General features: G+C 71.0%; 21 protein-coding genes and 2 pseudogenes. 9 read left to right on the top strand and 14 right to left on the bottom strand.

Features of this window, described 5'->3' with window-relative positions:
* Positions 1-79: 79 nt before the first annotated feature.
* The 4 genes and pseudogenes from O7608_RS13080 to O7608_RS13065 all read right to left on the bottom strand — a co-directional run.
* Positions 80-1,155, bottom strand: a pseudogene (locus O7608_RS13080) (IS4 family transposase); the annotation flags it as partial.
* A gap of 103 nt (positions 1,156-1,258) precedes the next feature.
* Positions 1,259-2,344 (bottom strand): carboxymuconolactone decarboxylase family protein, encoded by a 1,086-nt coding sequence (locus tag O7608_RS13075; RefSeq protein ID WP_289210224.1) that lies wholly within the window; start codon positions 2,342-2,344, stop codon positions 1,259-1,261.
* A 39-nt stretch (positions 2,345-2,383) separates the two neighbouring features.
* The gene (locus O7608_RS13070; RefSeq protein ID WP_289210223.1) at positions 2,384-4,036 is read right to left on the bottom strand and encodes an FAD-dependent oxidoreductase; all 1,653 of its coding nucleotides are present in this window, start codon (positions 4,034-4,036) and stop codon (positions 2,384-2,386) included.
* Positions 4,033-4,563 (bottom strand): DUF5987 family protein, encoded by a 531-nt coding sequence (locus tag O7608_RS13065; protein ID WP_289210222.1) that lies wholly within the window; start codon positions 4,561-4,563, stop codon positions 4,033-4,035. The genes O7608_RS13070 and O7608_RS13065 overlap by 4 nt, the downstream gene beginning before the upstream one ends.
* A gap of 283 nt (positions 4,564-4,846) precedes the next feature.
* Between O7608_RS13065 and O7608_RS13060 the strand changes: the two genes are divergently transcribed.
* Positions 4,847-5,647, top strand: a complete 801-nt coding sequence (locus O7608_RS13060; protein WP_289210221.1) for a TIGR03084 family metal-binding protein — start codon at positions 4,847-4,849, stop codon at positions 5,645-5,647.
* A 190-nt stretch (positions 5,648-5,837) separates the two neighbouring features.
* Positions 5,838-6,083 (top strand): hypothetical protein, encoded by a 246-nt coding sequence (locus O7608_RS13055; RefSeq protein ID WP_289210220.1) that lies wholly within the window; start codon positions 5,838-5,840, stop codon positions 6,081-6,083.
* Positions 6,084-6,114: 31 nt separating this feature from the next.
* On the opposite strand, the gene O7608_RS13050 is transcribed toward O7608_RS13055, so the two are convergent.
* Entirely contained in the window at positions 6,115-6,411 is a 297-nt protein-coding gene (locus tag O7608_RS13050; RefSeq protein WP_289210219.1) for a hypothetical protein, read from the bottom strand.
* 54 nt (positions 6,412-6,465) lie between these two features.
* On the opposite strand from O7608_RS13050, the gene O7608_RS13045 reads away from it, so the two are divergent.
* Together O7608_RS13045 and O7608_RS13040 are read left to right on the top strand one after the other, a co-directional pair.
* Positions 6,466-6,870 carry a MarR family winged helix-turn-helix transcriptional regulator gene (locus tag O7608_RS13045; RefSeq protein ID WP_289210218.1) on the top strand — a complete coding sequence of 135 codons (405 nt, stop codon included), beginning with the start codon at positions 6,466-6,468 and terminating at the stop codon, positions 6,868-6,870.
* Between the two features lie 26 nt (positions 6,871-6,896).
* Entirely contained in the window at positions 6,897-7,676 is a 780-nt protein-coding gene (locus O7608_RS13040; protein WP_289210217.1) for an AAC(3) family N-acetyltransferase, read from the top strand.
* A gap of 52 nt (positions 7,677-7,728) precedes the next feature.
* On the opposite strand, the gene O7608_RS13035 is transcribed toward O7608_RS13040, so the two are convergent.
* From O7608_RS13035 to O7608_RS13005, 7 genes are all read right to left on the bottom strand, one after another.
* Positions 7,729-8,421 carry a hypothetical protein gene (locus O7608_RS13035; RefSeq protein ID WP_289210216.1) on the bottom strand — a complete coding sequence of 231 codons (693 nt, stop codon included), beginning with the start codon at positions 8,419-8,421 and terminating at the stop codon, positions 7,729-7,731.
* Between the two features lie 226 nt (positions 8,422-8,647).
* The gene (locus tag O7608_RS13030; protein ID WP_289210215.1) at positions 8,648-8,848 is read right to left on the bottom strand and encodes a DUF397 domain-containing protein; all 201 of its coding nucleotides are present in this window, start codon (positions 8,846-8,848) and stop codon (positions 8,648-8,650) included.
* Positions 8,835-9,608, bottom strand: a complete 774-nt coding sequence (locus tag O7608_RS13025) for a helix-turn-helix domain-containing protein (RefSeq protein ID WP_289210214.1) — start codon at positions 9,606-9,608, stop codon at positions 8,835-8,837. Before O7608_RS13025 ends, O7608_RS13030 begins: the two co-directional genes overlap by 14 nt.
* Positions 9,609-9,778: 170 nt before the next feature.
* Positions 9,779-10,672 (bottom strand): VOC family protein, encoded by an 894-nt coding sequence (locus O7608_RS13020; protein WP_289210213.1) that lies wholly within the window; start codon positions 10,670-10,672, stop codon positions 9,779-9,781.
* A gap of 21 nt (positions 10,673-10,693) precedes the next feature.
* Entirely contained in the window at positions 10,694-10,999 is a 306-nt protein-coding gene (locus O7608_RS13015) for a Dabb family protein (protein WP_282228761.1), read from the bottom strand.
* An 11-nt stretch (positions 11,000-11,010) separates the two neighbouring features.
* The gene (locus O7608_RS13010; RefSeq protein ID WP_289210212.1) at positions 11,011-11,532 is read right to left on the bottom strand and encodes an aromatic-ring-hydroxylating dioxygenase subunit beta; all 522 of its coding nucleotides are present in this window, start codon (positions 11,530-11,532) and stop codon (positions 11,011-11,013) included.
* A 4-nt stretch (positions 11,533-11,536) separates the two neighbouring features.
* The gene (locus O7608_RS13005; protein ID WP_289210211.1) at positions 11,537-12,961 is read right to left on the bottom strand and encodes an aromatic ring-hydroxylating oxygenase subunit alpha; all 1,425 of its coding nucleotides are present in this window, start codon (positions 12,959-12,961) and stop codon (positions 11,537-11,539) included.
* Between the two features lie 299 nt (positions 12,962-13,260).
* Here O7608_RS13005 and O7608_RS13000 point away from each other — a divergent pair, with 299 nt between their 5' ends.
* From O7608_RS13000 to O7608_RS12980, 5 genes and pseudogenes are all read left to right on the top strand, one after another.
* On the top strand, positions 13,261-14,367 hold the full coding sequence (locus O7608_RS13000; protein WP_289210210.1) for an acetamidase/formamidase family protein: 1,107 nt from the start codon (positions 13,261-13,263) through the stop codon (positions 14,365-14,367).
* Positions 14,368-14,576: 209 nt separating this feature from the next.
* A pseudogene (locus O7608_RS12995) lies at positions 14,577-15,307 on the top strand (PHP-associated domain-containing protein).
* Between the two features lie 57 nt (positions 15,308-15,364).
* Positions 15,365-16,543, top strand: a complete 1,179-nt coding sequence (locus O7608_RS12990; RefSeq protein ID WP_289210208.1) for an MFS transporter — start codon at positions 15,365-15,367, stop codon at positions 16,541-16,543.
* Positions 16,544-16,580: 37 nt separating this feature from the next.
* Complete coding sequence (locus tag O7608_RS12985) at positions 16,581-16,922, top strand: PadR family transcriptional regulator (RefSeq protein ID WP_353850565.1); 342 nt, start codon at positions 16,581-16,583, stop codon at positions 16,920-16,922.
* On the top strand, positions 16,919-18,121 hold the full coding sequence (locus tag O7608_RS12980) for a hypothetical protein (protein ID WP_289210206.1): 1,203 nt from the start codon (positions 16,919-16,921) through the stop codon (positions 18,119-18,121). The genes O7608_RS12985 and O7608_RS12980 overlap by 4 nt, the downstream gene beginning before the upstream one ends.
* Here O7608_RS12980 and O7608_RS12975 read toward each other — a convergent pair.
* Together O7608_RS12975 and O7608_RS12970 are read right to left on the bottom strand one after the other, a co-directional pair.
* Positions 18,118-19,032: a ribokinase gene (locus tag O7608_RS12975; RefSeq protein ID WP_289210205.1), complete on the bottom strand. Its 915-nt coding sequence runs from the start codon at positions 19,030-19,032 to the stop codon at positions 18,118-18,120. The two genes, O7608_RS12980 and O7608_RS12975, sit on opposite strands and share 4 nt — an antisense overlap.
* A 6-nt stretch (positions 19,033-19,038) precedes the next feature.
* Positions 19,039-19,416, bottom strand: a complete 378-nt coding sequence (locus tag O7608_RS12970) for a cupin domain-containing protein (protein WP_289210204.1) — start codon at positions 19,414-19,416, stop codon at positions 19,039-19,041.
* Positions 19,417-19,432: the final 16 nt, after the last annotated feature.

Raw genomic sequence — 19,432 nt, 5'->3', positions numbered from 1 at the left:
AGGTCCGGTGGCGGCGGGGCGGGTTGGGCTGGTGGCGGATCTCGGCGAGAGCGTCGGTCAGGGCCTCGGAAAGGTCCTCAGGGGTGATGGCCGCCTGGTCGGTGACCTGGCGGCGTACGACGCGGAGGCCTTGACGAACGACATGCGGTCCAGGTCGTAGCCGGCGGGGTCGGCGGCGTCGAGCAGGAGGGCACGGATGGCGTAGTGGGCCAGCAGCAGTCCCCACGATCAGGTCACCGTCGGGGTTGCGGTCCGGGACGGTGTACTCGACCATCCGCACGAGGCGGGCCAGCGCGGCGGGAACCTGGTGGCCGGCTCTGGCCTGTTCGGCCAGCCTCGCCCGACGGGCGGCGCTCAGGCCGGGGGCGTAGATCAACGCGTGGTAGGAGCCGTCCGCGAGCCAGTTCAGGTGCCCGACCGACACCGACGCGCCGATGCGCCAGGCCAGGTCCGCGCCGGTGGCCGCGTACCGGTTGAACAGTTCCCAGGAGTACAGGCCGGCGTCGGCCATCACCAACATGCCCGGCCCGACCGTGCCGGTGAGGTCGGCGGCCAGGGTGCGTTCCCCGGTGCGGCAGCCACCGAGCACCGCGCCCACGATCGCGTGGCTGCCGCACTCGGCCACAGCGGTGACGTGCAGTTTCGGATACGCCGACGCTTTCGGCCCCGAGCCCGTCCGGCCGAACCGTTGCAGATTTGTCCGGTGTGTCGGCCACGTCGAAGCTGGTCGCGTCGATCGCCACCAGCCGGCGTCGGCCGATGAAGGCGCCTTTCGTGCCCGGTGTGGCCAGGGGCACCGCGGCCCGTTCGAACAACGCCTTCATCGGCTCGGGCCCGAGTCGCTGCCGGGCCTGGGTGATCGCGGACCTGGTGGGGACCTGCCAGTCGTCGTCCCACGAGCCGAGTCTGCGCAGGTTACCGACCAGCCGGCGCATCACCTCGTCATACGACTCGGCGAAGAACAGCCCCATCGCGATCACGTACCGGACCATCACGTGTGCCGGTAGCCGCCGCGAGCGTTTCTCCCGCCGCCCCGCTGCGGTTGAGGACCTCTTCCAGCAGGTCACGGCCGAACCGGGCCGACACCACACCCAACCCGATATGGTCGGTCAACCGACCCTGCGGCCGTTGCTCCACCGATGACGTCACGGCCAGCCACCGTACCGGCCTCCACAATCGACGTCAGCTCACCGCGCCGGCCCCGACACGCGCCCTATCTGAACGACGTTGCTTCCTGATCCCGCAATAGGACCTACGGTCACGGCGACAAGGGTCGGGTGGGCGGCGGTGAGCCGCCCAGCCGGGCACCGACCCGCCGCGCCGCCTGCAGACTCGCCCACGCGGTCAACCCGATCAGCGTCCCGTCGTCGGCCCCCGTCCGACGGCAGGCGGCGACGGTCTCGTCATCGACCTGGTAGGAGGCGAACGCGGCGAGCACCGCGAGCCGGCCCAGCGGCAGGTCCCCGGCCGACAGTCCGTCGGTGGCGGCCCGGACCCAGTCGCGGCTGAGTCCGGGCGGGTCGCCGGCCCAGCTCACCACTCGTTCGACGACCAGTTCCCGGACGGGATCCGGCACCGTCCGATGGCCCGCCTGCTCGATCGCGGCGACGGCCCGGCCCAACGCGGTCGCGACAGCGGCGTTGCCCTGCGCCCAGGCGAGGTCGTCGGGCACATGCGTTGCCACCGGCAGCAACGCCCGACCCTGATCGGGCAGGCGTGCGGCGGCCAGCCGCATCACCCGGCCGAGTCCCCGCCGCAGCGCCCGGCGCACCATCGGCGGTGCCCCCGACGGCATCGGTGACTCCTGAAGGAAGATGTTGACCATCCGGTTGATCAGGTGGAAGGTCACCACCACCCCGATGTGCTCGGCGGCGGCGCCGGCGGCGAAGGGCGGCGGCGCCGGGTCGGCGTCCAGGCACGACGATTGCCGTGCCCAGCGGGCGACGCGACGTAGCGGCCCCGGCGGCAGCTCGTCGATGCGGCCCTGACCGATCAACTCGGCCGCCCGACCACCGCCGAGGCCACCCAGCACCGAACTGTGCACCTCCACGCAGTACGGACAGCGGTTGCCCACGGATACCGCAGCGGCCACCGCTTCCTTGTCCGCACGGGGCACCACGCCGGGACGGACGAGGGTGGCCTGGAGCATCGACCACACCGCCGCCAGCACGGCCGGGTTCGGCGAGTGCAGCACCAGGGGCGGCGCCAGTACGCCGAACTCCTGCTCCACCTGCCGGTAGGTGTCGGCGACCAGTCCATCGGCGACGCCCCGGGCGACCGGGGTCACGTGGCGCACCTCGGCCAACGACCGTTCCACGCCGGTACGGATGAGCCACCCGCGCATGTACCGCCCCTCCTCGTCCGGACCGGTGTCGTCGTCGACTCAGCGGTGCGCGGTACCCGTCTGCTGCAGCGTGGCCCGCCGGCCTGCGGTCTCACCGCCCGGTGCCGGTGCACCGTACGTCACCGACAGGCCCCGTTGCCGCGCCGCCTCGACGATCGCCGGCACCGCCCGCTCGGCGAGCGCGGCGATCGTCATCGCCGGATTGACGGTCAACGCACCGGGCACCGCCGATCCGTCGGTGACGAAGATCCCCGGGTGTCCCCGCAGCTCGTGACGGTCGTCGAGAGCCGAGGTCGCGGGATCGTCACCGATGCGGCAGGACGCGAGCGGATGCACGGTGTACGCGCCGACCAGGTCGTTGGTCCACGGCATCACCCGGGCCAGCCCGTCGCGTTCGAGAATGTCCCGGATGTCGGCGTCGGCGGCGGCCCAGCCCCGCAGGGTATTCGCCGTCGGCCGGTACCGCAACGGACCCCGGACGAGCATCTGCTGGGACAGCCGGACCCCGTTGCCGGAAGGCGGCGGCTCGCCGAACACCCCTTCGTTGTCGTCCTCGCTCATGATGAAAATGGTCAGCCAGGACTGCCACTTGCGGATCAGTTCCTTCTTCTCCGCCCCGAACCAGGTCGGGCCGGAGGCGTCCGGGACCTGGGCCAGGATGGTGCCGAAGCCGGGCGGGAAGTACAGCTGCTCCAGCGAGTACCGCTCGTACTCCGGCAGCGCCGGATCCAACTTGTCCCAGCTCGCCACCGCCGGCCCCTTGCCGATCTGGTACGCCTGGTAGCCGACGCCGTCGGCCCGCTGCAGCCCGAGGACCTCCCGTACCCGGTCGTCGTCGACGACGGCAGTGTTCAGCCGCTCGCCGTTGCCCGAGAAGTAGCGGCCGACCGCGTCCGGCATCCGCCCCAGGTACGGTGCCGACCGCTGCAGGATCACCGGGGTCGCGCCGGCCCCGGCCGCCACCACGACGATCTTGGCGTCGATCGCCCCGCTCGCCACCTCCACCCGGTAGTCGACCTCGTCCATCACGTTGTAGTGCACCCGGTAGCCACCGTCGGCGGTGCGGGTCAGGTGCTGGACCTCGTGCAGCGGGCGGATCTCGGCGCCGTGGGCGACCGCGGCCGGCAGGTAGTTCAGCAGCAGGGACCGCTTGGCGTCGAACCGGCAACCGGACATCATCCAGTTGCAGTTGGTGCATTTCGCTTCGTCGATCGCGACCGGCACCGGATTGGCGGTACGGCCGGCGTGGTCGCAGGCGGCCGCCCACAGTCCGCCCGCGTACGGCACGTTCTGCCACTGCTGCTGGGTGACCGGCAGGGCTTCGGCGACCCGGTCGTACCAGGGGTCGAGGGTGTCCCGGGAAATGGCCGCCGGCCACATCCGCCGCCCGATGCTGCCGCGACGGTCGAAGATGAACCGTGGCGCGCGAGGCATCGCGGCGAAGTAGACGACGCTGCCGCCGCCGACGCAGTTGCCGCCGAGCACGCTCATCCCGTCCCCGATGACGAAGTCGAAGGCCCGCGTCGTCGACGACCCGAACTTGAAATCCTGGTCGAAGTCGGTGCCGGTCAGCCAGGGGCCGCGTTCCAGAACGGTCACCCGGGCGCCACCGGCGGCGAGGTGGTAGGCCGTGATGGCACCACCGAAGCCACTGCCGATCACCAGGACGTCGGTGCTCTCGATGCTGCTCATGCCGGGCTCCCTGAGGGGGTCGTGTCGGGATGCGGACGGGCCAGTGGCCGGCCGTACGAGTAGGCGGGGAACCGCCAGAGCCCGTCGGCGTCCGGTGGGAAGTAACCGAGCGTGGCCAGCCCGGGATGGCCCGCCGCGATCGCGTCGACGGTGTGCAGGTGGGATCCGGAGTCGAAGGCGATCGTGCTGAACATCGCGAGACTGACCCACAGTTCCCGCTCGCTGTGCCCGGGGTCGGTGAGTTCCTGAACCAGTGCGACCCGCTCGGGGTGGGCAAGGGCGACGAACGGCGGAAGCGACGGCTCGAGTGCCAGACCACGCTCGGCGGCGAACCGGTCGGCATGCTCGTTGAGCTGCTCGGCGAGCGTCGCGAGGGCAGGTTCCATCCCGCCCTCCGGGCTTTGCAGCACCGCCAGGGCGCCGGCGGTGGCGGCACTGCCACCGGGTGCGGCGCCGGCCACCGCGTGATCGTCGGGCGACCGTTTCTCACCGGGCAGAATCGTGTCGGCGTATGCCTCAAGCGTCATACCCATCACGTCGTCGGCGGGAGCTGAATTCACGGGAGATCCTCCTGCTGAAACTGGGCACGAGCGGCAGCGTAAATCGGATCCCGACCCTCGACGACGCGACCGACCGTCGAATATGGGCCGTTACTGTCCAATGCTGAGGCCGCCGATCTCCACCATCATCTTCACGGTTGCTTGACGCCCACGACCGGTTCTGCGGCAGGTCGGCAACGTGCGAGACGCACGAATCCGTCCCGGATACCTAGGCTGACCGCTGACTCCAGATCACCGGAAGGGAAACGCCATGTCCCAGAAATCGGATGTGATCTCAGCGCTGTCCGCCGAAGGTGCCCTCGTCGACGAACTGGTCAGTGGGCTCGACCCGGCGAAGTGGAAGCTCGAGACCCCGTCGCCCGGCTGGACGATCGGCCACCAGATCGCCCATCTGGCGGCGACCTTCCGGATGGCTGCGCTGGCTGCCGCCGACCCGGCGGGCTTCACCGCGATGGCCGCCAGGTTGAGCCCCGACTTCAACGCCAACGTGGACCGGGCGCTCGCGGAGTACCTCGCGGACCCACCGCTGGTGCTGCTCAGCAGGTGGCGTGCAGAACGCGCCGCAGCGGAGAAGGCGCTGGCCGCCGTCCCGGCCGGCCAGGTGGTGCCCTGGCTGGTCCGGCCGCTACCGCCGGCGGTGCTCGCCGCCGCCGGGATGATGGAACTGTTCGGGCACGGCCAGGACATCGCCGACGCGCTCGGCGTCCGGCTGACGCGTACCGACCGGATCGGCTTCCTCGTCGGCTTCGCCGTACGCACCTGGGACTTCGGCTACCTGGCGCGGGAGATGCCGACGCCGGACGTCGAGTTCCGGTTCGAACTGACCGCCCCGTCCGGCACGGTCTGGGAGTACGGACCGGCGGACTCGGCGCAGCGAATCACCGGGCCGGCCGAGGACTTCTGCCTGCTGGTCACCCGCCGCCGGCACCGGGCCGACCTGGCATTGACCGCCGAAGGCACGCAGGCCGACCAGTGGCTGGACATCGCCCAGGCGTACCGGGGTCCGGCCGGACCGGGCCGCCGGCCCGGCCAGTTCGCCGACCTCCGCTGAGGCCGACGCACCGGACATCGCCCATTCGATCGGTACGCGGCGTGCGCCGGGAGGTGTCGTGGGCGGCGCTTCCCGGCGGACCCGGCACCTTTCCCGGCCGACGCGCATGTTCTGCCCGCGAGCGGGTAGAGCCAGAATCGGCCGACGGTGGCATCGACCGTGGGCTGCGGACGACGTACCGGGGGATCACGTGGCTGACGACGACAGGGCTGGTGACGCCGCGCTCGCGCAGGCGGTACGGGCAGCGCGGGCCCACGCCGACGCCACCACCCAGACCGCCCGCTTCCTGGACCAGATGGGCACGGTGCCGGACGCGGCCGGCATCGCCGAGTACGCCAACCTGCTCGCCCGCGAGGAGTCGACCCGCGACGACCGGACGTCGGCGCTGCGCGCCGCCGGGCTGGACGTGTCGAGCCTGGATCCGGAAGCGGCGTGACGCACGCCCGAGGTACCTGAGCCGCCGCCGGTCAGTCGACGCCTGGCCGTGGTGCCGGGCGGGACCCCGGCTGCCCGGCGGACCGTAGAGCGGATTCGGCCCAGCAGGCACCCTGCCGGCCGGCCACGATCACTCCGACGACGGCGCAGGCCAGGCTGATCAGCGCCGCCGTCCGATAGTCGACCACGCCGTGCGACCAGCCGACGAAGGTGACGATCATCGCGGCCGGGACCAGCACCGCGCCGACGACCAGCCACAGCGGCCGCCAGCCCGGTAGACCCCCGACCCGGTCGAGGGCGACGGCCGCGCTCGACTCCGACGGCGACATCTCGCACCTGGAGACCGGTCGGCTGGATCAGCTCGACCGACCAGCAGATGGTCGATGACCCGCTGTCCGGCGGGCCGGCGGGCGCGGCCGGCCGGCCGGCGCGGCCGGCCGGCCGGCGGCACGTCCCGTACGGGTGGGTCAGCGGTGGCCAAGCTGTACCGCAGCGCGCAGGCCGACGTACTGGCCGGGCTCGCCCTGCACCCGGGGCAGGACGTCCTACTGTGGATCATCGGGCAGGAGCCCGGCGGCCTGACGGTCTCCGAGGTCGCCGCCCGACTCGGCGTGGAGCAACCGACGGTGACCCGCAGCCTCAGCCGTCTCGAACCCGGCGGCTGGTTCGTCCGACAATCCGTGCCAGGCGACCGGCGCCTCACCCGGATCGTGCTGACCGACAAGGGCCGGACCGGCATCGCGCAGATCGAAGCGGCCTGGCGCACCCTCGCCACCGAAACCGACTGAGGTACGGTCAGCCGATCGACACCGCCATGCCGCACACGCGCGCCGCGCTCGCCGACGACCTGGCCGCACTCGGGGTACGGCGCGGATCGGTGCTGCTCGTGCACTCGTCACTCAAGGCGCTCGGCTGGGTCTGCGGCGGCCCGGTCGCGGTGGTCCAGGCGCTGCTCGACGCGCTGGGTCCGGACGGCACCCTGGTGGTGCCGACCCACACGCCGGACAACACCGACCCCGCCTGCTGGCGGAACCCGCCCGTACCGCAGTCGTGGTGGCCGGTGATCCGCACCCACACGCCCGGATTCGATCCGGCGGTGACGCCGAGCCGCTGGATGGGCGCCATCGCGGAGACCACCCGTACCTGGCCGGGCGCGCGACGCAGCGACCACCCGCAGGTGTCGTTCGCGGCCGTCGGCCCACTCGCCGACGCCGTGGTGGGCGGGCACCGACTCGACGAGATGCTGGGCGAACACTCCCCCGTCGGCGCCGTCTACCGACTCGACGGCGATGTCCTGCTGCTGGGCGTCGGGCATCACAGCAACACCTCGCTGCACCTGGCCGAATACCGGCTGCCGGACCCGCCGCGCAAGCAGGAAGGCTCGGCCGTACGCACCCCCACCGGTCGCGCCTGGACCCACTGGCAGGACGTCGACATCGACGAAGGCGACTTCGACCAGGTGGGTGCCGCTTTCGAGGCCACCGGCGGCGTATCGATCGGACAGGTCCGCGAAGCCGAATGCCGGCTGATGCGCCAGCGCCCGTTGGTCGACTTCGCCGTCGGCTGGCTCGCCACCCACCGGACGACCCTCTAGCACAGCGTCGGCCGCTGATCGATCGTCGCGATGGCGCGGCGTCGCGCTACCGTCACGCGCTCGAACGCGACCGTAGCCGATCAGCGATGGATGCTCGGTCGCTGCCCGCTTCGATCCGGGCGGCGTCGATGGATGCCAAGATCAAGGACTTGTCGGACGCACTCAATCCGCGCCACTGCGACTCAGCGAGCCGCAGGCCCTGATACTGCTCATTGCCCGTTCGAGACTCCGTGATAGCCGCGCGGATAGTGTCCACATCAGCCAACGCCGAGTCACCTTTCATCAACCCGAGCGCGAGAACCCGGACTGCTGGAGCCCCTTCCGCGAACAGTCGCCGGACCTCAGCCGGGTCGAACTTTCGACGCAACGCCAGAGACGCCGCGTGCTTCACGAGCAGATCCTGCAACGCGACCCTAGCCGCATAGTGCTCAGCGCCACGCAGTTCCTCGTACACCAGCGCGTAGGACTCCGCGAGACCGACCAACTCCGTCTGCCTCAGGATCCCTGCCGATTGGGGAGCAATATGCTCGATGTCCGAAACGAGCCCGACACTCACGCCCTCCAGCCCGATCGCCAACCCCGTCACCCGGTCGACCACGAGTGGGCTGACAGCCAGCAACGCGCCCGCCGCAACGACGGCGACAACACCACCGCCACCGTCCGGTACCCACGCGGTCTGCCACACCCCCGCAGCGAGCAGGAGTAGTCCCACGAAGCCGACGATCCAACGCCAGATTCCCGCCATGGTCAGGGATCTAACCACGGATCCAAAGGAGACACCTCCCCACCCGGCACATCCGTCGATGGTCCGAACGTCCCAGGACCGGCCGGAGCGACTGAGCGCCCCGCGGACCTGTAGTCGATTCGCGCTTCCAGGTGGGTATCCAGCTGGGATGCGCCAGAGCGCGTCGAAGGAACCCCGGTCACCTGGTACGGGTGGCCGGGGTTCCGGGGAGCGCTACGGAAGCGGGTCAGGCGGTGGGGTTGGCGTCCTTGGTCGACTCGACGAACGCCGACCAGGCGGCCGGGCCGAAGGTCAACGTACCGCCGTCGCGGTCCTTGGTGTCGCGGACCAGGATTCGATCGGGAAGGTTGTCGGCGACCTCGACGCAGCTGTCGCCGCCGTTGGCCGATCGGCTGGACTTCCGCCAGCGCGGTTCACTTGCGCTCATCGATCATCCTCAGCATCAGATCCTGGGACTGCACCACCGGCAGCGCGAGTCCGTCCACGGATTCCCAGGCTAGTTCCAGCTCGGCCACTTCGCCATGGCTGGACACCACGGCGCCCTTCAACTGGTTGTCGAGGTAGCCGCAGCGCCGACCGTCCGGCAGGTTGGCGATCACGAACGCGCCACCGAGACCGAGGTGCAGCCCGGCGTCGTCCGGCAGCACCCGGACTTTGACCGACGGCCGGTGGCCGAGGTCCACCAGGTGGCCCAGTTGATTCTTCATCACCTCGCGAGGACCTCGGCTGAGCGCGAACTCATTGATGATGGCCGAGACCACCACCGGGTTGTCCCGGCCGAGCGTCGCGGCCTGTCGCTCCAGCCGGGTGCGCACCAGGTCGTCGATCCGCCCGTCGTTCATCGTGGAGGTCGCCAACAACGCCCGCATGTAGCCCTCGGTCTGAAGCAGTCCGGGGATGACGAGCGGCTGGTAGGTGCGTAACAGCAGCGCCCGACGCTCGTGCTCGACCCACGGACGCATCCACGGGTACCGGTCCTGCCGCGCCTCCGTCGACAACTTCTGGAACTTGTCATCGGTGCCGAACACCCGATCCAGGTTGGTGGCGGTGTCCGCCTGCGGGATGTGCCGCCCCGACTCGAATCCCGCGACGAGCGACTTGGACACCCGCAGCGCGGCGCCAAGCTGACTCTGATTCATCCCACCGGCGATTCGAAGTCGCCGGATCTCGACGCTGAGCTCACTCACGTTTGGATCACCCCAATGTCGTGGTGTGGTGGTTGTTGTCCGCTGAGGGCATCCTCCCACTGATCCAGATGGATAGTCCAGGATGGAATAGACGAATGTCGGGACACCACGAGAAAACGACCCCCGGGGATATTCCCCGAGGGTCGTTCATGCTTGTCGGACGGCGATGATCAGAAACGACCCCAGTCGTCGGCGGCCGGCCGCCACACGTCGATGTTGCGCGGGTCGACGGCCATCCGCCGGGCCCGGTGCGTGGCGTGCTCCTCCGGGGTGAAGACCCGGTGCCGGTCGCACAGCTCGTAGCGCGGCCCGTGCTTCGGGTCGTGCATGTAGAACGCGATCGACGTCGACGCCGAGTGGTTGACCAGGTCGGAGGCGATCGGCACCTTCTTGTACTGGGCCCGCGCCCGGCCCCGCATCACGTGGTCGAAGCTTTTCATCTTGAAGCACAGATGCGCGACGTAGAACTCCTTGTTGCGCTGCAACGCCAGGCTGTGGTGGTAACGGTCCTCGCAGCGCAGGAAGACGGTGACGTCGCCGACGTAGTCGCTGGGCAGGAAGCCGAGCACGTTGGTGTAGAAGTCGAGCGACTCCTCGTACTTGTCGGTGGCGAGGAAGGGGTGCACCAGGTCCTGCGGGCGGAGCTCGATCAGCGGCGGTTCGGCGTACTCGACGAACTCGGTGAACAGCTCGACGATCAGCCCGTTGGGGTCACGTACGGCGAACCCGCGCTGGCACAGGCCCTTCATCCGCTCGTGCAGTTCGAGCACCTCGTGGCCGCCGGCGACGACCCGCTCCCGCAGGTCGTCGAGAACCTCGTCGGACTCGACGCTGAACCCGATCGCGGTGGTCCAGCTCTCGGTGCGCTGCGGGGCGGCGATCAACTCGATGCTGTGGTGCTCGATGTCGGCGCGCAGGTACGCGTGCTCGTCGGTGTGCTGCTCCAACTGCAGGCCGACGTGGTACTGCAGGAACTCGATGGAGGCGGCCAGATCCGGCACCTCGATCCGGGCGTACTCCATGCCGTAGGGCCCGCGACGGCGGGTGGCGGCCTCGGTGGACATCTGCGACCCCTTCTTGATGAGTTACGCGTCCCCGGCGGTGGGGAGGCTGACGATGACCTGGCGTTCGACGACCGGACGCCAGCGTTCCCGGACGAACCGCTCGTGCGACTCGCTGTGCAGGTAGTCGAGCAGCTCCTGCTCGGTGGCGAACTCCACGACGAAGCCGTGCGTCATCGTGGTGTCGCGGGTGCTGACGTTGACCCCGCTGCGCCAGTTGCGCATCGCCGGGTACTTCTGCGGGAAGGTGTCCAGTTCGGCTAGGACCGACTCGGCGACGCCGGCCGGCAGGTCGTCGCGGAACTTGAACGCCAGCATGTGGGTGATCACGGCGGCCCGTCCTAGAGGATGAAGCTGAGTCGGGCGCCGGGGTCCATCGACTCCATCACCGGGATGGCGCGGCGGACCCGGAAACGCAGGCCGTCGTCGTCGACCTTGAGGACGTGCTCGTAGCGGCCCACGTAGGTGTAGGCACCGTTGTCGCGGTAGCGGTGGATCAGGAAGTTGGCGCTGATCCACACCGTTTCCGCGCCGGCCTCCAGCAGGATCACGTTGGAGACCATCCGGTGGGTACGCGAGTGCGGGTTCTCGGCGTGCGCCTTGCGGCTCTTCAGCCGCTTCACCCGGGCCCGGATCAGGTCGTAGTCGTCACAGACGAAGAACCCGGCGGTGGTGGCGTCCCAGCCGGCCCAGTCGGTGGTCGGCACCTCCATCCGGGCGTCGGCCTCGAACAGGGTGAACCACTCGTCGAGACGCCACTCGTCGAGCAGTTGCGCCTCCCGGTAGAGGAAGTCCTCCACCTGCGCCCGGGTCACCTCGCGGGTGCCAACGTGCAGCACTGCTCCGTTGGTCGTCGGGGGCATCGGGTCACTCCTTCCCGCTGGTGGTGGCGGCGGCGGATCCTGCGGTGGCCGCCGGTCCGCCGGCCAGTGCCGTGGACGGGCCGGGGGCGCCGGGGTCGGCCGGCGGGTCACCGGCGACGGCGGTGGCCGCCCCGACCCGGTCGGCCCACTGCCGCCAGAAGCTGCGCATCGCGCCTTCGTCGATGGAGCGGCCCTGGTTGCCCTGCTTCTCGTTGGCCATGCCGCGCGACATGTCCGACCAGTCGTGGGCCGGGTCGGCCGAGTCGGCGGTGGCGACGATGCCGCGCTGCACCGCCTCGTACGCCTCGATGTCGTCCGGGGTGGCCAGGCCGCCGGGGCCGACGAAGCTGACCATGGTCTTGATCCGCAGCGCGCGGACCGACTCCGGCTCGCCGGTCTCGACGAACTGCCAGGCCCGCACGTCGGTGCGGTCGGCGGCGACCGGTTCGAGCTGGCGGATGGTCAGGGCTTCCAGGTCGAACAGCAGCAGGTTCGGGAAGACGAAGAGGATCCGGCTGGCGTCGGCGATCTCGGCGGCGAGTTCCGGCCCGAGCCGGGCGATCATCTCGTTGCGCTTGGCGACGGTACGGGCCTTCTCCTCGTCGCCGAAGCGCGGCTCCCAGACCATCCCGATCCGGCCGTTGTGCCCGGTGAGCACGAGCAGCCCGTGGCCGCCGCCGAGGTCGTAGGCGTACTGGTCGTCGTCGGTGACGGCGAAGCCGGTCTCCCGCAGGTAGCCGACGAAGGTGTTGTGGGTCGGCGCGAAGTGGTAGCCGTCCATGGCGTTCTCGACGGCGAGCTTCCAGTTGCCCTTGACGCTGTAGAGCTGCACGCCGGGCAGGGTCTGCATGCCGTGCTCGCCGATCTTGGCGGTCAGCGACATGTAGTGCGCGGCCGGGCCGAGGTGGGTGAGCAGATCAGGCACGTCGGGGTCGAACGCGATGAAGACGAAACCCTCGTGGATCTGCAGTCGGGGCACCTGGCGCAGCCGCATCGACTCGCGGAAGCCGGGGTCGTCGGGGTAGCTCTCGTCGCCGGGCAGCGCGGCGAGCTCACCGGAGTTGCTGAACGCCCAGGCGTGGTAGAAGCACTGGAAGAACTTGGTGTTGCCCTCGTTGTGCCGGCACAGGATGGTGCCGCGGTGGGTGCAGGAGTTGAGGAACACCTTCACCTCGCCGGCGGAGTCCCGGCAGAAGATCAGCGGTCGGCCCCCGAGGGTACGGGTCTTGAAGTCGCCGGCGTTGGGGATCTCGGTCTCGTGGCCGAGGTAGAGCCAGGTGTGGCCCCAGATCTTGGCGATCTCGTCGCGGAACAGACCCGGGTCGCGGTACGCCGACCGGTGCACCCGGAAGCGCATCGCCTCCCAGTCCTCGTCGATCAGCGCGCCATCGGCTCCGCCGAGCGGTCGCACCGGCGTCTGCTGCGTCATCACCCACCGCCCTCTTCCTCGTCCGGTCCGCCAGCTTTCGGCGGTGCTCCGCCAACCCTCGGCGGCGCTACGAAATGCGAGACAGTATCTCGCCCTCCGATGCTGCTATCAGAGCCGGTCACCTGTCAAGAGCAGGACATCCTCCGTAGCCGGGTTACCGACTGTTAACAGGACAGCAACACATCCGAGCGGGTCCGCCGGAAACGATCCGGTCATCCACCCGTCACCCGGCCCGCCAGCGGCGCCCACCGCCGCGCGTCCTGCGCCCGCCCGGCCGGGTACCCCTTCCGGAGGAACCGATGCTCCAGCCGCACCAGGGACCGATCGCCGGCACCCACTACCTGCCGACCACCCCTGACACCTGCCTGTGGGGTCGGCTCCCCAACCGCAGCCACGCCGAGGTGCTGCGGGTCCGCTCCGGGGAGACCGTGACCATCGACACCCTCAGCCACGAGAGCATCCTCGAGGACCAGGGCCGCGACCCGGTCGGCTACCTCAAGCAGTACGACGTACCCGCCGACGGTGTCCTCGCCGACGCCCGGGACCTGGCCGCCTCCGACGTCGCCCACGACTACGACGACGACGGACCGCACGTGGTCACCGGCCCGATCACCGTCGACGGCGCGCAGCCCGGCGACCTGCTCCGGGTCGACGTGCTCGACCTGACGATCCGGGCCCCGTACGGCTTCGTCAGCAGCCGGCACGGCTACGGCGCGCTGCCCGGCGAGTTCCCGCTCACCCCGATCGACACCGGGCCGGGCAGCGACCCTCGGGAGTACGGCAGCGTCTGCCACTTCACCGAGGTCGTGAGCAGCGGCGGCCGACTGTACGGGGTCCTGCCGTTCGGCGACGGCCGGGCCGCCCGGTTCCCGCTCGCGCCGTTCCTCGGCCTGATGGGCGTCGCCGTCGACACCGACGAGATGGTGCACTCGGTGCCGCCCGGCGGGCACGGCGGCAACCTGGACATCAACGAGCTGCAGGTCGGCTCCAGCCTCTACCTGCCGGTGCAGCTGCCCGGAGCCGGCTTCTACGCCGGCGACCCGCACTACGCCCAGGGCGACGGCGAGGTTGCGTTGACCGCCCTGGAGGCACCGCTGCGGGCCACTCTGCGGTTGAGCGTCATCCCGGCGGCGCAGGCCGGCCTGCTGGTCGGCGCCGGTGAGGCGCCCCTGGCCGAGACCGCCACCCACTGGATTCCCGTCGGCCTGGACGCCGACCTCAACGAGGCGATGCGCCGAGCGGTCCGCGCCGCGGTCGACTTCCTGGCCCGCACCCAGGGCATGCCCCGCGACACCGCCCTGGCCTACCTGAGCGCCGCCGCCGACTTCGAGGTCAGCCAGGTCGTCGACGCGGTCAAGGGCGTGCACTGCCTGATCCGCAAGGCCGACTTCCCGGCCCACATCTGAGGTGCTCGCCCGCGCCGGACCGGGTCGACCGACGGGTCCGGCGGATACCTATCGCTGCAAGGCAGTATTCCTGTGAGGAATAACTATTCCTCACAGGAATACTGGACTGAACCACACCTGTCCGCGACGCGCGGTGCGAGCGTCCACGCACGGGGCGAACGTCCACTCACGGGGCGGTCCGCCAGGCCCGAACCGCATAGGCTGGCACAATGGCCGGCTGGTACCGGGGCGACTGCCACCTGCACTCCGTGCGGTCGACCGGGGGCGAGCTGACCCCGGCGCAGCTCACCGCCGCCGCCCACGCGGCCGGGCTCGACTTCGTCGCCGTCACCGAGCACAACACCACCGACGGGTACGCCGACTGGGTCGACCACGCCGGCGGGCTGTGCGTGGTGGCGCACCCGTACGCGCCCTACCCGTCGGGCACGTTCGAGTACCCGTACCAGGGCTTCGACGCCGTCGAGGTCTGGAACGGACAGTGGGCATCGGACCTGCCGTGGAACGCCGACAACGAGGCGGCGTTGGCCGACTGGACCGCGAGCCTGGCGGCCGACCTCCACAGGGGTGGCTGGCGGCCGGCGATCGGTAACAGCGACACCCATCTCGCCGGCCAGATCGGCATCCCGCACACCGTGGTGCGCGCTGGTGAACGCACGGTGGAGGCACTGCTGGCCGGCATCGCCGCCGGTCACAGCTGGATCGCCGGCTCGACACCGGCGGAGCCACGGCCACCGTCGAGGTCGAGGTCCGTGGCGTGCCGTCGGGCGTGGTCGAGATCCACACCGACCGGGGTACGGCGTACCGCGCCGCATTGTCCGCCGACGGCGCCGGCAGCATCCGATGGCGCACAGATGCCACGGCGTCGGTGTTCGTCCGGGTCGAGGTGCGCCACCTCGATGGGCGGCTGGCGGCCCTGACCAACCCGGTCACGCTGGCCTGATCCCGTCCGTGGCGTACGGTCGGGCGTGATCTGTTCCGACGCCGACCGGGGTACGCCATGCGCCGGGGGCTGACCTTCCTGTTCGCGGTGGCCGCCGGTGCCGCTGTCGCCAACCTCTACTGGGCGCAACCGCTGCTCGACCTCATCGCCGCCGACCTCGACGTCACCACCGCGACGGCCGGTCTGCTGGTCACCGCCACCCAGGTCGGCTACGCCGTCGGGATCCTGTTCCTGGTGCCGCTGGGCGACATTCTCGACCGACGCCGGCTGGTACCGGTGCTGATGCTCTGCGCGGCGGGCACGCTGGTGGCGTGCGCGCTCGCGCCGTCGTTCGGCGTGCTGCTCGTGGCGATCACCGTGCTCGGGGTGGCCACGGTCTCCGGGCAGTTGCTGACCCCGCTCGCCAGCGATCTCGCCGACGATGCCCGCCGAGGCAGGGCGGTCGGTACGGTCGTCGCCGGGATCCTGACCGGCATCCTCGCCTCGCGGACCATCAGCGGCCTGGTCGCCGACGTCGCCGGCTGGCGGGCGATCTTCCTGTTGGCGGCGGTGGTCGCGGTCGGCTTCGCCGTGGTGATGTACCGGGCGATCCCGTCGCTGGCACCGAAGACCCGGCTGGCGTACCCGGCGCTGATCGCGTCCGTCGCCGTGGTGGTCGCCCGCGAACGCGCGGTCCGGTGGACGTTGGTGCTGTCCGCTACCGGCTTCGCCGCGTTCACCATGTTCTGGACGGCGTTGACGTTCCTGCTCAGTGGCCCGCCGTTCGACTATCCGGTGTCGGTGATCGGGCTGTTCGGCCTCGCCGGGCTGGCTGGCGCGGTCGCCGCGCAGCGCAGCGGCCGGCTGCACGACCTGGGCTGGTCGTTGCCCGCCACCGGCGCGGCGTGGGTCCTGGTGCTCGCCTCGTTCGTGGTGGCGTTGTTCGCCGGCCGCAGCGTCCTGCTGGTGATCGTCGTGGTGGTCGTGCTCGACGCCGCGTTGCAGGCGGCCGGGATCCTCAACCAGTTGCGAGTGATGGCCGTCTCACACGAGGCACGCAGCCGGCTGAACACGGCGTACGTGACCGCGAACTTCCTCGGCGGCGCCGCTGGCTCGGCCGCCGCCGCGATGCTCTGGGTGGCCGGCGGCTGGACGGCGGTGTCGCTGGCCGGGGTGGGGCTGAGTTGCTTCGCCCTGGCCCTGTGGGTGGTGGGCCGTCGGCACGCGCTCGTTCCGGTCGACCCACTGGCCAGATAGTCAAATGGTTTGTATATTCAACCGCGTGACACGTCCAATGAGAGAACCGACGTTCTGGATCCTGACCGCGCTGGTCGACCAGCCACGACACGGATACGGGGTGATCCAGCAGGTCACCAGGCTGTCCGGGGGTGAGACGCGGCTGCTGGCGGCGACCCTCTACGCCGCGCTGGACCGGCTGGCCGCCGAGGGTCTGGTGGCCGTCGACCGGGAGGAGGCGGTCGACGGGCGGCTGCGCCGCTACTACCGGCTCACCGACTCCGGTGGCGCCGCGCTGGCCGCCGAGACGCAACGGCTGAGCCGCAAGGTGGCCACCGCGTCCCGGCTGCTGGACGCGCTGCGCCCACCGGCCGGGCCGGCCACGGTGGCGTTCGGATGAGCCGGACCGCGCCCGCCCGCTTCCGGCGTTACCGCCTGCTCGCCCATGCCTACCCGCCCGGGCCCCGTCGCGCCGAACTGCTCGACACCATGCTGATGGTCGCCGAGGACACCGGCCGCCGACGCCCGAGCGCCCGCGAGGTCGGCAACGTGCTCCGGCACGCCCCGCGCGCCCGGCTGGGGCGGCCGGGCAACCGCCTCGTGGTGCTGGTCGCCGTCATCGTCTCGATCCTCAGCGGCTTCGTCGCCGCGTCGCTGACCGCCCGCGCCTACGGCGAAACCGACCGGCCGCTGCCCAGCACGGCCGAAATGACCACCATCGCCGGGCTGGTCACCCCGGACGTCGAGGTACCGCCACTGGAGCGGCACGAGCAGGTCTTCGTCAACGGCAACGGCGAGGCACAGTTCGGCCAGGTCCGGTACCAGGCCGAACACGCTGCCCCGATATCCGACCTGCGCGCGTACGACGCCGAGGTCGCCGACCGGCTGACCGCGGACGGTTGGCGGCTCGGCCCGCTCTCCTACTCGGGCCACGCCGATCTGCGTACCGCCGAGATCCTGACCGCTACCAAGGACGGCTGGTTGCTGACCTTCGCCAACACCTACCAGACGCTGGAACCGGCCGACGGGGGCTGGTTCGAGGTCTCGGTACGCCGGGTCGAGCCGGCCGGGATGCCGGTCGGTTTCGCCGCCGGCGGCCTTGCCGGCATGGCCCTCGGCTGGCTCCTCGCCGGTTGGGCGAGCCGCCGGACCGAGCACAGCACGGCGGCCAGCGGCGTCCTCGCCCTGCTGGCCATCATCGCGGCCGGCAACTCGTTCTTCCTGATCAACTTCGTCGTTCGGGACTACCTGACGATCGTCGACCAGGGCTTCTCGTTGCATGAGGGACCGATCTGGTCGTGGACCGTGCCCGGTGACGAAGGCCTGCTGCTGCTCGCCCCGACGATCCTCGCCACCCTCGCAGCGGGGGTCATCCTGGCGGTGTCCCGCCGACCGCGCGGCAGCGCGCCGCGCCGGGTCGCCGCCAGGTCCACGCCCACCCGGGTCGGCTGGACGCTGACCCTCGTCACGTTCGGCCTGGGCGTGCTCAGCGCGTGCACCGGCTTCGGCCTGTTCGGCTTCGACCTGTTCGTGGTGGCTCTGCTGATGGCGACCGGGTTGACCGTGCACCGGATCATGCGGCGCCGGCAGACCGCCTAGCCGACGGCGAGCACCTCGGCCCGGCGCGGGGCGGCGGCCATCGCGCCGGGCCGGGTCACCGTCACCGCCGCCGCCCGGCTGGCCCACCGGGCCGCGTCGACGATCGCCGCCCCGTCGAGCAGCGCGTCGGCCAACGCCGCGCAGAAGGTGTCCCCGGCACCGGTGGCGTCCACCGCGTCGACCTGCTCGGCCGGCACCAGAAGCTCCCGGTCGGCGGTCACCACCAGGGCGCCGTCGACGCCGAGCGTCACCACCACCGGCCCCCGGGTGCGCAGCGATCGGGCCATCGCGGCCAGCGCGGCGGCATCGCCGGCCCCGCCACCGGACACCGACGAGCCGGCACCGGCCAGCGCCGCCAGTTCGCCCCGGTTGGGCACCAGCACGTCGACCCGGGCCAGGGTCGCCGCGTCGACCGGTCGGGCCGGCGCCGGGTTCACCACGACCAGGCCGCGGGCGGCGGCCACCGCCGCGGCCACCACCGCCGCGTCGACCTCCTGCTGCAGCAGTACGGCGGCGGCGTCACCGATCAGGTCGGCGTACGGCCGCAGGTGCTCGGCGGCGAGCCACATGTTGGCCCCGGAGCTGACCGCGATGGTGCTGTCGCCGTCGGCGGTGACCAGCACGATCGCCTGCCCGGTGGGGCGGGGGGCGCGCAGCACCGCCGAGGTGTCGACGCCTTCGGCGGCCAGCAGCCCGGTCAGCCACTGCCCTTCCGGGTCGTCGCCTACCGCGCCGACCATCGCCACCGAACGACCGAGCCGGGCGGCCGCCACCGCCTGGTTGGCACCCTTGCCGCCACCGGCCCGGGAATGGTCGGCGGCGCTGAGCACCGTCTGCCCGGGGTCGGGCAGCCGATCCAGGGGCACCACCACGTCGACGTTGAGGCTGCCGACCACCACGATGTCGGGCATCTCAGCTCAGTCCTGCGTGGCGGGACGCCAGGCGTGCGCCAGGAAGTCGGCACGCGGCGGGGCGAACACGTCCAGGTTGATGCAGGGCCCCTCGGTCGGCTCGACGTAGTGCTCGGCACCGCGCGGCACCAGCAGCATCGAGCCCGGACCCATGTCGTGCGGCACGCCGTCGACGTAGTAGTTGCACCGGCCGCCGAGGATCATCACCAGCTGGTCGAAGTCGTCGTGGGTGTGCGGGTTGAGGTCCATCCCGACGGCGAGTTCGTGCCAGGCGAGCACCACCTCGTCGGTGGCGTACACCTTGCGTCGCACGCCGGGGCGCACGTCGGTGGCGGGGATGTCGTCCCAGTTGACCGAGGTGCGGTAGAGCTGCGGGTTCAGCACGTCCGGACTCCCTTCG

It is taken from the genome of Solwaraspora sp. WMMA2056, from assembly GCF_030345095.1.
GTDB lineage: Bacteria > Actinomycetota > Actinomycetes > Mycobacteriales > Micromonosporaceae > Micromonospora_E.
Note: the sequence above shows the minus strand (reverse complement) of the source record. Positions and strands in the feature narration are given on the sequence as shown.

Bases quoted from the DNA above. Each gene is read 5' to 3' on its own strand.
- O7608_RS13020 (WP_289210213.1), bottom strand. From the start codon at position 10,672: ATGTCCACCGAGGCCGCCACCCGCCGTCGCGGGCCCTACGGCATGGAG.
- O7608_RS13075 (WP_289210224.1), bottom strand. From the start codon at position 2,344: ATGCGCGGGTGGCTCATCCGTACCGGCGTGGAACGGTCGTTGGCCGAG.
- O7608_RS12985 (WP_353850565.1), top strand. From the start codon at position 16,581: ATGAGAGAACCGACGTTCTGGATCCTGACCGCGCTGGTCGACCAGCCA.
- O7608_RS12975 (WP_289210205.1), bottom strand. From the start codon at position 19,032: ATGCCCGACATCGTGGTGGTCGGCAGCCTCAACGTCGACGTGGTGGTG.
- O7608_RS13010 (WP_289210212.1), bottom strand. From the start codon at position 11,532: ATGCCCCCGACGACCAACGGAGCAGTGCTGCACGTTGGCACCCGCGAG.
- O7608_RS13050 (WP_289210219.1), bottom strand. From the start codon at position 6,411: ATGTCGCCGTCGGAGTCGAGCGCGGCCGTCGCCCTCGACCGGGTCGGG.
- O7608_RS13000 (WP_289210210.1), top strand. From the start codon at position 13,261: ATGCTCCAGCCGCACCAGGGACCGATCGCCGGCACCCACTACCTGCCG.
- O7608_RS13070 (WP_289210223.1), bottom strand. From the start codon at position 4,036: ATGAGCAGCATCGAGAGCACCGACGTCCTGGTGATCGGCAGTGGCTTC.
- O7608_RS13005 (WP_289210211.1), bottom strand. From the start codon at position 12,961: ATGACGCAGCAGACGCCGGTGCGACCGCTCGGCGGAGCCGATGGCGCG.
- O7608_RS13065 (WP_289210222.1), bottom strand. From the start codon at position 4,563: ATGACGCTTGAGGCATACGCCGACACGATTCTGCCCGGTGAGAAACGG.
- O7608_RS13045 (WP_289210218.1), top strand. From the start codon at position 6,466: ATGACCCGCTGTCCGGCGGGCCGGCGGGCGCGGCCGGCCGGCCGGCGC.
- O7608_RS13030 (WP_289210215.1), bottom strand. From the start codon at position 8,848: ATGAGCGCAAGTGAACCGCGCTGGCGGAAGTCCAGCCGATCGGCCAAC.
- O7608_RS13060 (WP_289210221.1), top strand. From the start codon at position 4,847: ATGTCCCAGAAATCGGATGTGATCTCAGCGCTGTCCGCCGAAGGTGCC.
- O7608_RS13035 (WP_289210216.1), bottom strand. From the start codon at position 8,421: ATGGCGGGAATCTGGCGTTGGATCGTCGGCTTCGTGGGACTACTCCTG.
- O7608_RS12980 (WP_289210206.1), top strand. From the start codon at position 16,919: ATGAGCCGGACCGCGCCCGCCCGCTTCCGGCGTTACCGCCTGCTCGCC.
- O7608_RS12990 (WP_289210208.1), top strand. From the start codon at position 15,365: ATGCGCCGGGGGCTGACCTTCCTGTTCGCGGTGGCCGCCGGTGCCGCT.
- O7608_RS13040 (WP_289210217.1), top strand. From the start codon at position 6,897: ATGCCGCACACGCGCGCCGCGCTCGCCGACGACCTGGCCGCACTCGGG.